Source organism: Pseudomonas sp. MS646 (assembly GCF_036693845.1).
Taxonomy (GTDB): domain Bacteria; phylum Pseudomonadota; class Gammaproteobacteria; order Pseudomonadales; family Pseudomonadaceae; genus Aquipseudomonas; species Aquipseudomonas chlororaphis_E.
Map to the genome: position 1 here is coordinate 4,298,726 of NZ_CP144763.1, position 13,973 is coordinate 4,312,698.

The window sequence follows — 13,973 nt, forward strand, 5'->3', positions numbered from 1 at the left end:
TCAGCGCTGCACGTGGGCCTGCCAGCGTCCCCATTTGCTTTCGAAGTACGCCTGGTTCTTATCCCAGAGGGCCTGGTACTCGCCACTGGCGATCAGTTTTCGAAACGAAGCCTGCCCGTAATGATGGATGAACGCATCTTCGGCGCAGACGGTGCGGTAGCCCTTTTCCTGGACACGGCGACTGTAGTCATCGTCCTCGAACATGCCGATGCCGAAAGCTTCGTCCAGCCACCCCACGGCCTCGAGGACGTCCCTGCGCAAGGCGACGCAAAACATGGCAAGCATCGCGATGTCGAAACACTGCCCCGCATGGGCGGCCGTGTACTCATCGGCGAAACGCTGCATCCGCGCCATGTCGGTATAGCTCACCGGGACCTTCGCTTCGTTGCCCACGGCATTCGTGACAGGGCCGACCAGGCCGACAGCGGGATCGCGTAAATGACCGACCAGCGGGTCCAGCCATCCCTTGGGAACCACGGTGTCATTGTTGAGCAGCACGAGAATGTCGCCGTCGGCTTGCCTCAAACCCTGATTGTTGGCCGCCGCAAAGCCGCGGTTCTCGTCGTTGAGGATGATCTTCACCCACGGCACGTGCTGGTGCAGGCGCTCCAGGTAGTCACGGGTGCCATCGTCAGAACCGTTATCGACCACCACCAGTTCGTAGTGGGGCCAGGTGGTGTTGCGCAAGAGGCTGTTGATGCATTGAACCGTCAGCGCGAGGTTGTGGTAGGTGACCACCACGATGGAGACTTTTTCGTGCAGCGCCACCATCGCCTGTTGCGTGGCGGCGAATCGATCCTTCCAATCATTGGCCCGGGCCAGCTCGAGGCGTTTCTTGTAGGTGGCCAGATCGCGCTCGGCCAGCGCCCGCTCGAGCTGGGCGACGAACTCATCGACACCGGTGGCGAAATACAAAACGTCCTCATAGAGGCTCATTTCCTTGAGCGGCGTGGAAACCACCGGTTTGCCGGCACTGATGTACTCGTAGAACTTCACCGGATCTACCGCATGCGTCACGTTATAGAGCCGGAAAGGGATCAGGCAGGCATCGAAATGATGCAGGTACAAAGGCATTTGGGTGTAGGGCCTGATGCCCAGCAGATGCACGTTGGGCTTGTGCTCCAGGCCTGCCATGTCGTCGACGAACACATCGCCCAGGAATACGAAGTTCCACTCCGGTCGCCGGTCCGCCAAGGCCGCCAGCAGGGGAAAATCCAGCCACTGCGCCAAGGCGCCATAGTAGCCAATGACAGGGCCGACGAGCCCTTCCAGCACGTCATTGGCGAAACAATGCTGATGGAAAAAGTTGAAGTCCACGGCGTTCCTGACCAGGACGCATTGGGCGGTACTGGCGCACCATTTTTCGTGCAGCAAGGCGGAAGACACCGTCACCAGGTCGGCCTCGGCCACCAGGGTCTGCTCTTCTCTGAGCAGCGGCTCGCCGATGTTCGGAAAACCGTCCCAGTCGTCCATGCAGTCGTACTGGATCCGCCAGCCGCGCTCGGCGCGCAATGCCAGAGCCAGCGGGCTCCAGTAAGGCAGGTGAATCACCGAGAGCGCCGTCTTTATCTGCCAATCGGCAGCCAGCGCGGCCAGGGCCTGCCGATAAAGCTCGACACCCTGGGGCGAGAGCGTGGTTTCGTAGTACTTGTCCTGGGTGTCGCGTTGCAGCGCGACCTCATAGACATTCGGCGCCACGGCGGTCAGTTGATAGGGCTGGCCCTGTTCGGGCACGCTGGACGGCACGACATAGAACACCCGGTAGCCCTGCTGCGCGAACTGGCTCATCAACTGCTGGGGTCGCTGGAATCGCGCCGCCCAGGCGATGTTGGCGAAACAGAGGATGTCCAGGCGCCCCGAGGCCTCGAAGTCCGGTTCAACCTCGGGTATCGGCCACAGCTCCTGCCCGGCCGGGCGCACGATGGCTTCCATCAGCTTGGGCGGGTCTCGCCGGGCGGCAAAGCCATAGCGCAGCAACTGGGCAAGCGTGCGCAGCGGTTGGGTAAAACGCCAGGAACTGGTCTTCTGCAGGAAGTCGACTTTCGCCAGGGCGATATCGCGTTCATGAAGGGCGGCATCCCGTTGGGCCACGACACCCTCGCGCTCGGCCAACTTGCTGTCGGGCTTATGCACGTGGGTAGCCATGCAACGCCGGCGTCTCACCTTGCGGCCACATGGAACTGACGGAGCCAGGGCGATAGAACGTTGCCGTCAGGCTGCGGCGCGAGGCGTTGCAGTTGCCCACCACCTGCGACACGGCATGCCAGGAATTGGCCGAACGCACCAGGACCGCCGAATTGCCCACCAGGGGCTCGATCTCGGCCACCACGGCGGTGGGGTCGTTGCTGCTCAGGATTTGCAGGCAACCGCCGTCGTCACGGTTCCAGGACTCGTTGAAATAGAGGATATGGGTCACCAGCTTGTCCGGGAGATCCGGGTGTGCACCGAGGCTGGCACCCAGGCCGTAGTGAAAGACATTGACCTCCATCGGTACGCTGCGCAGGTCGATCCCGGTCAATCGCGACATGGCTTCGCGATAAGGCGCCGAACCCAGGTCCCGGGCCAGTTTCAGCCAGACATCGCTCAGTGACTCGGCAAAGGCGATGGTCTGGGTGCCCATCTCCACCAATGCCCGCGCCTCGTAGTCATAGTTTTTCTCGCCGCCATAGCCACTCACGGTCTTGAAGTGATCATGGGGAAAGGTCTCGGCCAACGCCGCGGCGTCCTTGGCCGAATACAGATTCGCGATTTCAGCCCAGGAGAATGGATAGGACTTCAGTGCAGTCGATTCGAGGCGAAAAAGTTCTAGCATTATTTATTCTGGGTCGCTGTCAGTTTTCGGATACCACGGGCAATGGAGCGCAGTGGTGCGGTCATTCGGAACGAACTGGAACCTTCTAGTTGCAGAACCCTAGCATTACTCGACGCCAGTTGCTGGCTGAGCTGGGAAATAAGCGCCTGCTGGGCAACTTCCTGGGCCGACGGGCCGGGGACTGGAGCGACGACCCGAGGCGTGATCGGCTCCGGCGCGCACTGGGCATGCGGGGCAGCGCCGCGCTCGGCGGCTCCTTCGAGCAGATTGGGCAGGTGCTGCAAAAACGCGCCCAGCGCCGGCCTGGACGCCGTGCGGCCCTGGCGAATGATGTCGGCCACCCGGTCCCAATGCGCCACCAGGGTGTCCGCCGCTGCGCGCGCCGCCGGCGACGGGGCCGTTTTGCCAACGCGCGAGAGAAACCACTGGGGATCGATCGTCGCCACGTCGGGCAACGCATGGAGCGAGTCGAACTCAGCCAGGGCCGTGTACTTGCCCGTGGTCAGGTCCGCCGAGCAAAACACCGGGACCCCGAACGCCAGCGCGCTGATCGCCAGGTGATAACTGTGCCCGATCACCGCTTGCGCCTGGCTGAGTATCTCGGCCATCAACAGCGGTTGCGGCCAGAACGGCAAGGTGACGGCCCCCGGCAGGCGTGCGGCAATGACCGACGGGTCGTCGCCCAGCACCGGGCCGATGGGGACGACCAGGAAGCGATAACCCTCGAATGCCTGGGGATGCTCTTCGAACAACCGGACGAACGACTCGACCACATGAATGGCGTGGATCACGATGTACGGCCGGTCCAACCCCGCCTGTTCGCGCAGTTGCACGAACGCTGGGGAAGGCTGCTGCTCATCGATCAGGCGCGGCAGGCCGAAGGCGGTGTCCGGCAGCACGTCGATCTCGGCCCGCGAGGTCAAGGCGGCCAGGGCATCGCGGGTCGGTACATCGCGCACGCGCACGTACCGACTTTGCTCCAGGGCCATGGTCAACAGCGGCCTGGCCCAGTCGGGAACATGATTGCAATGCATCCCTGGGGCATTCCACAGGACCGGGATCCCATGCTGCAACCCGACCAGCGCCGGCGTGAGCCAGTACCCCGTGGGGTGATGGATGTCCGTGGTCGTCGGGCCATAGCCAGGGGCGACGACCTTGTCAAAACGGATCAGGAACCCACCGCCGATCAGCACGCCGTCCAGGTCCTCGGCAACACGGGGCAGCTCGGTCAGCGAGGTCACCGCATAGGGCCACTCGGCCGGGGTCTTGGCGTGATAGGAAAACCGATGCAGGTGGACGTTGCCCAAGCGCCGTGCCAACTCGGCCTCGGCGAGGATGGGGAACAGCAGGTCACCGTAATTCTCGACATCGAAGGTGCCGAATATCGCGACCTGCCAGTCGGGCTTGCGGGTGGGCTCGGCCAGGCACGCTTGCGCACCGGGGCCAACGCTGTGCAGGCCCAGGTCGACCATGCCGAGGAAATGGCGGGCGCTGGGCAACACGTCGAACGCCAGCGGCGCGACCTGTTTTTCGATCAATTGCGAAGTGTCTTCGGTCACCCCGTGCAACAGCTTCAGGGTCACATGGTAGCGCCCCGCGGCGAGATTGGCCGGGAAGCGCACGTTGATCGCCGCCCGTCGCCAGCCATTTTCGACGGGGCCCATCGGCAAGGCAAAGTTCGCTCCGCCGATGACCAGCAGCCGCGCCTCCTGGATGGTGAAGCTGATGTTGGGCTGGCGAATCGACTCATGCAGCACTGCCTCCACGCGAATCTCGATGTCGTTCCCATACAAGTAGCTGGAGGTAAGCTGCTGGGTATCGGTGAAGCAGGCCGTCGTGATGCGCCCTTCCTCGGTGCCGAACGCGATGCCGTCCAGGCCGCCCATGAACGGCTTGCGGGTCACCGGTATGACCCCGCCGCTGGCCCAGCGACGCTGCTCGTCACGCATGTCGAGCAGGTACAGCTCGGCCATTTCGTCCGGCGCGCCGCTGGCGACCACCTGGCCTTCGCGCAGGTAGATGACCCGGTGGCAGAACCGCTTCACCATGCTCATGTCATGGGAGACGAACAGCAACGTGGTGCCCTTGGCGGTCAGCTCTTCCAGACGGCTCAGGCACTTGAACTGGAAGGACGCATCACCGACGGCCAGGGCCTCGTCGACGATCAGGATATCGGGCTCCACGCCGACGGAAACGGCGAAGGCCAGGCGCACCAGCATGCCGCTGGAATAGATCTTGGTCGGCTGGTCGATAAAGTCGCCGATGTTGGCGAAGGCCAGGATGTCCTCGAAGCGCGCGTCAATTTCCGCGCGGCTCAAACCCAGCACGGCGGCGTTCATGTAGACGTTGTCGCGCCCGGTGAACTCCGGATTGAAACCGGCTCCCAGCTCCAGCAATGCCGCGATCCGGCCGTTGCCCCGGACACTGCCGTGGGTCGGCATCAGCGTCCCGCAGATCAGTTGGAGCAACGTCGACTTGCCACTGCCGTTGCGGCCGATGATGCCGACGGTCTCTCCCCTGGCGACGCTCAGGGAGACATCGTTGAGCGCCCAGAACTCGCGATAGAAGCGCTTCTTGCCACGCATCACCATCTGCAACAGGCGGTCCTTGGGTGCATCGTAGATCTGGTAGCACTTGCTCAGGTTTTCGGCGTTGATCGCCACTTCATTCGACATCGGCAAAAAGACCCATCCGTGAATCACTGCCGTTTGTACCGGCGTGCAGGAACATGCGCTGTAACAGGACGTTGCGGGCAGTTAAGCACAGACGCCACGAAAAAAAAGCCTTGCGTGCGTGGCGCCGACAATTAATTCACGTTCGCCGCGGCGGGCTCGTCCAGGTCGATCCGGCACAAGGATCTGGCGTCAATTAACCGCCCTGCCCGCGCCCATTGCGCTCACGCGCCTCCTATCCAGAAAGACGTCTGCAACCGGGAGTTTTTATTGTCGACAGGCCCCAACGGACGTAAGGTGTAGCCCTCTTGCAGGCTGTACGACAGTGGCCTTGGGGCCACGAATAACCACTAGAACCCGCCGTCTGGACAGGAACGCCGGCCCCCTGCCTTTGAGGTGATTCGATCCGTCGATTCACCTGTGCATGACGATGTTCGTCAGGGCGCCTGTGATCGATACTGTCTTAAGGACCCCGCCACTGATGCAGCCGTTCAACGCTTCGCCCATCGCCATGATCAAGAGTGCGTTCACCCATCGAAACCTGATCAGGACCTTGATTGGCAGAGAAGTCAGCGGTCGCTACAAGGGCTCGGTGCTGGGCATATTCTGGTCGTTCTTCACGCCCGCGCTCATGCTGGTGGTCTACACCTTCGTCTTCAGCGTCGTGTTCAAGGCCCGCTGGGCCGGTGGCGGCGAATCCAAGAGCGAGTTCGCCCTGATCCTGTTCGCGGGCCTGCTGGTGTTCAACCTGTTTTCCGAATGCGTGAACCGTGCGCCGGGGCTGGTGCTGGCGAACACCAACTACGTCAAGAAAATTGTCTTTCCCCTGGAGATCCTCCCCCTGGTGTCACTGGGCGCGGCGCTGTTCCATGCAGCGGTCAGCCTGCTGGCGTGGCTGATCTTCTACGTCCTGCTGTTTGGCATGCCGCCCGCGACCCTGTTCCTGCTGCCCGTGGTGGTACTGCCCCTGGTGTTGCTGACACTCGGTGTTTCCTGGTTTCTCGCCGCCATCAGCGTCTACCTGCGGGACGTGGGCCAGTTCACTGGCATCGTCACCACGGCCATGCTGTTCCTCTCACCGATTTTCTACCCACGCTCAACGCTCCCGCAAAACTACCAGGCGGCCTTGCAGGCGAACCCGCTGACCCTGCCGGTGGAAGTCGCCCGCGACCTGCTGTTCTGGGGCAGGATGCCGCAATGGAGCAGCTTGGCAATTTACGCGGCGGCGTCTGTACTGATCGCATGGGCCGGATTTACCTGGTTCCAGAGGACACGCAAAGGCTTTGCCGATGTCATATGAAAATGTCGCCCGCCAACACTGAGCCAACAGCATTAACCAAGGGATTTTAAACCGCATGGAACAGCTCAACCGCCTGGCTGATTGCATCGACCAACTGAGGCGCTCGACAGAAACCCGGTCCGTGGAAGCCGTCCAACTGGTCAAGGAAATAGAGAACCGCGACCAGCTTATCGCTCAGTTGCGTCGGGACCTGAAAGAGGTCACTGCCCGCGCGGCATCCCAGGAGCGCGAGACCGGGCGGCTGCGCGTGCAGTTGCGCGAACAGCAACAGCAGTTGGCTGCGGCAACGACGTCGCTACAGGCAAAAACCGATGAAGCGGCCGCTCTCGCCGACCAGGCCACGGACCTGCAGGATCGCCTGGCCGGCAAGCATGCCGAACTCCTCAAGTTGTCGGACTGGAGCCACGCCATCGAGCGCGCTCCGCTGCGCTATTCGATCCGCAAATTCCTGTATGGATGGTCCCGGCGGGTCTTCGCCTTGCTGCCGCTCGATGCCCAGCGCAAAAGCCGGCTGGCGAGCCAGCTTCGACGCTGGCTCAAGCGACGCAAACCCGTGCCCGGCCAGTCAGCGGCATCACCGGAGCAAGCGTCCCAGCCGCTGCCAGCCCTGCTGGTGAACCTTCCACCGCCGCCTCTCACTACGCAACCCTGCGTGGTGATGTTCGGCGTCATCGATTGGCACTTCCGCATCCAGCGTCCGCAGAACCTGGCCAAGGAACTGGCCAAGGCCGGCCAGACGACCTTCTACATCTCGAACAATTTTATCGACGATCAGGCGCCCGGCTTCGAGGTCGAGGCGCTGGATGCCTCCAGGCGGTTGTTCCAGATTCGCCTCAAAGTCTGCGGCGCGCCGGCCATTTATCACGCCCCGCCTTCGGCCGCCGCAATCGGCCAGTTGTGCCAGAGCATCGCCATGCTGCTGCGCTGGGCAAAGGTCGGCGCGGTGGACTGCATTGTCCAGCATGCCTACTGGTTTCCGTTGGCCAGGCGCATCCCCAACTCCACGCTGATCTATGACTGCATGGACCACCACGAAGGCTTTGGCAACGTGGCGCAGGAACTGCTCGACCTGGAAATCGCCCTGATGCGCCGGGCAGACCTGCTGGTCGCCACCTCCGATTGGATCGAACAACACGCCCGGCGCGAAAACGCCAACGTCGCGGTGATCCGCAATGCCAGTGAATACTCTTTCTTCAGCCAGCGTCCCGAGCAGATTTACCAGGACGCCAAAGGCCGCAAGATCATTGGTTATTACGGCGCTATCGCCGAATGGTTCGACCTGGACCTGATTCAGCACGTCGCCCAGACTTTTTCACAGCACCTGATACTGCTGATCGGCAATGACACGACCCAGGCGAAAAAAGCCCTCAAGGCCTGTCCGAACGTGGTCTTCGAAGGCGAGGTCCCCTACGCCTCGCTGCCTTACTACCTGCATGCGATGGACGTGTGCCTGCTGCCGTTCAAGGTCATTCCACTGACCCTCGCCACCAACCCGGTCAAGGTCTATGAATACCTGAGCGCGGGCAAACCGGTGGTCTCGGTGAAACTGCCGGAACTGAGCAAGTTCGGCGATCGGGTGCGGGCGGCCGAAAACCCGACGGACTTCGTCGCGGCCATACGCGAGGTTCTGCAGGCCCTGCCAGAGGCGCAGTCCACGCTGCAGGCGCGTCGCTCGTTCGCCCAGCAGCAGACCTGGCGACATCGCGCCGCGAGCCTGCGCCAGGCCATCGACACCTTGCCTCAACCCAAGGTCAGCGTCGTGGTGCTGACCTATAACAACCTCGCGCTCACCCAGGCCTGCCTCGACAGCCTGGTGACCCACAGTCACTACCCGAACCTGGAGATCATCGTCGTCGACAACCACTCCAGCGACGAAACCCCTGCCTTCCTCACTGACTGGGCGAAGGGACACCCAGACCGGATCGTCATCCTCAACCCCGACAACAAGGGGTTCGCGGCGGGCAACAACGTGGGCCTCGCCGCAGCCAGCGGCGACTACCTGGTGATCCTCAACAACGACACCGTGGTCACGGCCGGCTGGGTCAAGGGCCTGCTCCGGCACCTGCGGGACAACCAGAACATCGGGATCATCGGCCCGATCACCAACAACATCGGCAATGAAGCCAAGGTCAGCACCCGCTACAAGCTGATCGAGGACATGCACGTCGAGTCGGCAGAGCTGACCTATGGGCGCATGGGCGAGAGCTTCGAGATCAACACCCTGGCTTTTTTCTGCGTGATGTTCCCGCGCACCACCTACGCACGGATCGGCGGCCTTTGCGAAGAGTATGGCCTGGGCTTTTTCGAAGATGATGACTACTGTCGCCGCGTCCAGCAGCTTGGCCTGCGCGCCTTCTGTGCCGAGGACGTGTTCGTCCACCATCATTTGTCCGCCTCGTTCAACCAGTTGGGCGCGCAGAAGAAACGCGTGCTTTTCGAGAAGAACAAAGCCCTCTACGAAAGCAAATGGGGGCCTTGGGTCCCGCATGTGTACCGGGACGTATAGGCCGCCCATGGTTCCTCCCAAGCCACCGACGTGTTGAACCGCAGAGACGATACCTTGCACACAGACAGCTTGAAGTACGCGACGGTGGTGTTGGTGCTGTTGGCCAGCACGGTGGTCAGCCTGTACGGTTTCTCGACGCTGCCATGGCCGTCGATGAACAGCGCCACCCGGACAATCCTGTTGGCCTCACTGGCGATTGGCGCGCTCACCGCCCTCACCCGCAAACCGCCGTTTGTGCTCGGCCTGGGCCTGATCGCGGGCTTGTCCATCGCCGGTGGCCAGGCCTGGCCGATGATCGTGGTCGCCGTGCTGGCGCTGTCCGCCCACACCCTCGGCAAATGGATACTGGGCCAGCGAACCCCCACCGACTGGACGGTCCCGTTGCTGGTCGGGATGGGCACGTTCGGTACGCTGACGGGCCTGGCCGCCTACTTCCCGATCAATTACCCCGGGCTGTATGCCGCGCTGCTGTCGCTGCCCCTCGTGTTCGGACATACCGACGCCGCGGCGAGTGTTCGCCGAATCCTGGCGCAGGTCCGCACCGAACGCGCGCCGCAGGCACCGCTGGCGACCCTGCTGGATAGCCTGTTGGTCGCCATCGCCTGCCTGCACGCAGCGGTCGCCTTCATGCCGGAGGTCGGCTACGACGCCCTGGCAATGCACCTGTTCGTCCCGTCTCAACTGGCCCAGCGGCACCAATGGGGTTTCGACGCCAGCACCTACGTGTGGGCGGTCATGCCCATGCTGGCCGACTGGATCTACAGCATCGTCTACATGCTGGCCGGCGAAACCGCTTCGCGCCTGACCAACTGCGCGTTCACGCTGCTGGTGGCGTGGCAGGTCCGAAACCTGACGATCTGGGCCGGCGGCACGGCCACCAGTGCCCGATGGGCGAGCCTGTTCTTCCTGTCCACGCCCCTGGCCTTCGCCGAGAGCAGCAGCCTGTTCATCGAATCAACGTGGACCGCGTTCGTCCTGGCCGGGTCATTGGCCATCCTGAACGCCTCACGCTTCACCTCGCAAGTTGCGCAGCGTCATTCACAGCTGATCCTGGCCGGGCTGCTGCTGGGGTTTGCCCTGGCGACCAAAGCGGTGACCCTGAGCATTCTGCCGGTCCTGCTGGTGCTCCTGCTGGTGCAGTACCGGGCCTGGATCCGCCCCGGCGTCATCCGGGCGCTGCTGTTGGGCAGCCTCGGCCTGCTGGTGGCGGGGCTCACACCGTACTTCTCGGCGTGGTTCCTGACCGGCAATCCCGTGTTCCCGTTTTTCAACGCGATTTTTCAATCGCCACTCTGGCCAAGCGTCAACTTCGAGGCGCCGGCCATCTTCGACAAGGGGGTCACGTGGGACACCCTCTATCGCATGGTCTTCAAGGCCCCCCGGTTCATCGAGGGGAAGGACGGTGCCGCCGGTTTCCAATGGCTGCTGGTGCCCACCGCGGCCGTCGCCCTGCTGCTGGGGACCAACCGCAAAGCCTGGTGCCTACTCCTGCTCGGCGCCGGTGCGATTGTCCTGTCGTTCCACTCGACGGCCTACCTGCGCTACATATTCCCTTCCTTTGCCCTGTTTGCCGTGGTCCTCGCCCTGCCCTTTTCCGACCACAGGCACTTCCCGAGGACACTGGGGATGATCGTTGGCGCCGTGCTGGTGCTGGCCAATGTGCTGTTCATCCAGGCGGCCACCTACTATGGCCAGATCAAGCCGGCCGCACTGTTCAGTGCGGCCGGGCGGGATGCCTATCTGGCGCAGAACCTGCCGATCCGCAAAATGGTCGACGTCGTCAACGCGCTGAACGTGGGCAATCGGCCCGTGGCAGTCTTTGCGCCACCTTCGATGGCGGGCCTGAAAAGCGATGCGTTATACGCCTCCTGGTACAACGTGAAATGGACCCGTGAAGTCGACCAGGCAACCACGCCGCCGGCCCTGCTGCAGCGGTTGCGACAGCGCCAGGTGAACTGGTTGATCATCGACCATGCCAGCACACCCACCGCGCAGCGCGAGCGTCTGCTGGCCGTGTCCGAGCCGTATGCAAAAATGGGCGGGCTGGAGCTGCGCAAAGTCCATCAGGTCCCTCTCGAACGGTTGCTCAACCCCGACCTGTCCGACCTCGAAGGCTGGCACCTGACCGAGCCCTCGTCCTATGACGCATCGCGCAAAACCCTTACGGTCACGGTCAACACGCCGGCCACCCAACGTGTCGAGGTGGCGCCAGGGCAGAGCTTCACCAGCGCAGTGTCGGCACGCTGTGCGACGCAGCCCACGTCCGGAAGAATCCAGACCAACTGGATGGATGCCCAAGGCCGGTTCATTTCCGCCAGCATCGAAACGTTCGATTGCACGCCGCAATGGGCGACCCATGAAATGACCGTGGTGGCACCTGAGGAAGCCGTCGTCGCGATCGTCTATGCCTCCGGGCATACCGATACGCCCGTGGCGTTCAAGTCCCTTTCATTCAGACAATAGCCAGCGATATCGATGAACTCAAAAACAGAGCTTTTCACGGAAGAACCTCGAGTCGCGGTCGTCATCCCCTGCTACCGGGTGACGGCGCACATCATCGATGTCATCGAGGCCATCGGCCCGCAGGTGTGGCGCATCTACGTGATCGACGATGCCTGCCCGGACGGCTCCGGCCAGCATGTGCTGCAGGCCTGCACCGACCCCAGGGTCAGGGTTTTGCCCCATGCCGTCAACAAAGGTGTCGGAGGGGCCGTGATGACCGGGTACCGGGAAGCCATCGCGGACAACGCAAGCATCATCGTCAAGATCGATGGCGATGGTCAGATGGACCCGGCCCTGATCCCGCTGTTCATCGAGCCGATCCTGGCCGGCGAGGCCGACTACACCAAGGGCAATCGCTTTTTCAACCTGGAGCAAGTCCAGTCGATGCCACGGGTCCGGCTGTTCGGCAACGCCGTGTTGTCACTGATGGCCAAGCTGTCGACGGGTTACTGGGACCTGTTCGACCCCACCAACGGGTACACCGCGATCCATCGTGACGTCGCCCGGCTCCTGCCCCTGGACAAGGTCAGCGAACGCTACTTCTTCGAGACCGACATCCTGTTCCGCCTCAATACCGTGCGCGCCGTGGTGGTCGATATTCCGATGGAGGCGCGCTATGGCGACGAAACCAGTCACCTGGCGGTCTCGAAAATCATTGGCGAGTTTCTGTTCAAGCACCTGCGCAACTTCACTAAGCGCGTGTTCTACAACTACTACCTGCGGGACATGTCCCTGGCCTCGATCGAATTGCCCATCGGGCTACTCATGCTCCTGTTCGGCACCGTGTTCGGCAGCTACCACTGGTACGAATCGGCGCAAAATGGCGTCCAGACCCCCGCAGGGACCGTGATGCTCAGTGCGCTGCCGCTGCTGCTGGGGCTGCAACTGGTCATGGCCTTCCTCGGCTACGACATCGCCTCGGTGCCCAACCGGCCAAGGCATTCGAGACGCCGCCATGCCACCTCGTTGCGGAAAAAGCAGCCGTGAAGGCGCTCAGGGATTTTCTGGCCGACCCTTCGCTCAAGACATTAGATGTCGACGGCGTCGAGCGCCTTGAGCTGCATAAGCGAATTCTCGAACGCAAGCGGATGCTCAAGGACGTGTTCGTCGAGTTCCACCATGCCTTTCATCGCCTGGCCGAGCGTCACTTCAAGGTCGAAGGCCTGCAAGTGGAAATCGGCGCCGGGATCGCGCCAATGCGCGACACCTACCCTGGCGTGTTGGCCACCGACATCGTCGCCACCGAGCACCTGGACATGGCCCTGGATGCAGAATCGATGAGCCTGGGCGATCACTCGGTCAGGGCGTTCTACGGCCAGAACTGCTTCCACCATTTTCCTCACCCTGATCGGTTTTTCAGCGAGCTTGAACGCACCCTCGTGCCCGGTGGCGGGGCCATCCTGATCGAGCCCTTTCACGGCCCGCTTGCCGCGTTCCTGTACAAGCGCCTGTTCAAGTCCGAGGGCTTCGACAGGCACTTCCCATCGTGGGAAACACCCTCTACCGGCCCCATGAACGGTGCCAACCAGGCGCTCAGCTACATCGTTTTCGTGCGGGACCGCGAAGCCTTCGAACGCAAGTACCCTGGCCTGGAAATCCTCCACCAGGAAATCTGCGGCAACTATCCTCGGTACCTGGTCTCGGGCGGCTTGAACTTCCGTCAGTTGCTGCCCGACGCGCTGGTCCCCTTGATGAAAGTCGTTGAAAAACTACTTTATCCCCTGCGACGGGTGCTGGGCCTGCATCACATTGTCGTCATCAGGAGCAAGCCTTGACCTTCGTTCGGTATGGCGCCATCCAACTGCTGGCCTATGCCCTGGACATGGGCACGTTCCTGCTGCTCCTGGTTTTTTTCCGGGATGAGCCGGTGCTGGCCAATATCGCCGGCAAGGTCGTCGCCGGGCTGTTCGCGTTCTTCCTGCATCGCCACTTCACGTTCAAGTCGAACCAGGGCAACGGCAAGGCCCAGGCACTGAGCTACTTCGCGTTGCTGGCGGTCAACATTCCGCTCGCCTCGGCCCTGCTCAGCGCCGGCCTGTATGTCGTCGACCACCCCAGCGCGGTGAAATTCGTTGCCGACGTGGCCTGCGTCTTCGTGACGTACTCGATCAGCAAGTGGTTCGTGTTCACCGCCAAGACGCCTGCGTCCGAGCGGCCCGACCGCGTGGAAGGCGCCTGATC

General features: G+C 62.5%; 9 protein-coding genes and 1 pseudogene. 6 read left to right on the forward strand and 4 right to left on the reverse strand.

Translation table 11 applies throughout. The annotated features are described in order from the left end of the window. The 4 genes and pseudogenes from V3H56_RS18720 to V3H56_RS18735 form a co-directional block, all read right to left on the reverse strand. Window positions 1–2,133: a glycosyltransferase gene (locus V3H56_RS18720; RefSeq protein WP_338473741.1), complete on the reverse strand. Its 2,133-nt coding sequence runs from the start codon at window positions 2,131–2,133 to the stop codon at window positions 1–3. Then, a complete protein-coding gene (locus V3H56_RS18725; protein WP_042729292.1) occupies window positions 2,126–2,812 on the reverse strand; it encodes a 2OG-Fe(II) oxygenase family protein in 687 nt (228 codons plus the stop codon). Before V3H56_RS18725 ends, V3H56_RS18720 begins: the two co-directional genes overlap by 8 nt. Continuing rightward, on the reverse strand, window positions 2,812–4,284 hold the full coding sequence (locus tag V3H56_RS18730) for a polysaccharide pyruvyl transferase family protein (RefSeq protein ID WP_338474790.1): 1,473 nt from the start codon (window positions 4,282–4,284) through the stop codon (window positions 2,812–2,814). Before V3H56_RS18730 ends, V3H56_RS18725 begins: the two co-directional genes overlap by 1 nt. Further along, window positions 4,267–5,487, reverse strand: a pseudogene (locus V3H56_RS18735) (ABC transporter ATP-binding protein); the annotation flags it as partial. The gene V3H56_RS18730 and the pseudogene V3H56_RS18735, both read right to left, overlap by 18 nt. A gap of 478 nt (window positions 5,488–5,965) precedes the next feature. On the opposite strand from V3H56_RS18735, the gene V3H56_RS18740 reads away from it, so the two are divergent. The 6 genes from V3H56_RS18740 to V3H56_RS18765 are packed head-to-tail and all read left to right on the forward strand — an operon-like array spanning window position 5,966 to window position 13,971. Continuing rightward, a complete protein-coding gene (locus tag V3H56_RS18740; protein WP_047736394.1) occupies window positions 5,966–6,784 on the forward strand; it encodes an ABC transporter permease in 819 nt (272 codons plus the stop codon). Between the two features lie 55 nt (window positions 6,785–6,839). Continuing rightward, window positions 6,840–9,290 (forward strand): glycosyltransferase, encoded by a 2,451-nt coding sequence (locus tag V3H56_RS18745; protein ID WP_047736395.1) that lies wholly within the window; start codon window positions 6,840–6,842, stop codon window positions 9,288–9,290. A 54-nt stretch (window positions 9,291–9,344) separates the two neighbouring features. After that, complete coding sequence (locus V3H56_RS18750) at window positions 9,345–11,753, forward strand: phospholipid carrier-dependent glycosyltransferase (RefSeq protein WP_338473742.1); 2,409 nt, start codon at window positions 9,345–9,347, stop codon at window positions 11,751–11,753. A gap of 12 nt (window positions 11,754–11,765) precedes the next feature. Beyond that, a complete protein-coding gene (locus V3H56_RS18755) occupies window positions 11,766–12,779 on the forward strand; it encodes a glycosyltransferase family 2 protein (protein WP_042729297.1) in 1,014 nt (337 codons plus the stop codon). Next, complete coding sequence (locus V3H56_RS18760; protein WP_234407981.1) at window positions 12,776–13,567, forward strand: methyltransferase domain-containing protein; 792 nt, start codon at window positions 12,776–12,778, stop codon at window positions 13,565–13,567. Before V3H56_RS18755 ends, V3H56_RS18760 begins: the two co-directional genes overlap by 4 nt. Beyond that, window positions 13,564–13,971 (forward strand): GtrA family protein, encoded by a 408-nt coding sequence (locus V3H56_RS18765; RefSeq protein ID WP_047736397.1) that lies wholly within the window; start codon window positions 13,564–13,566, stop codon window positions 13,969–13,971. The genes V3H56_RS18760 and V3H56_RS18765 overlap by 4 nt, the downstream gene beginning before the upstream one ends. Window positions 13,972–13,973: the final 2 nt, after the last annotated feature.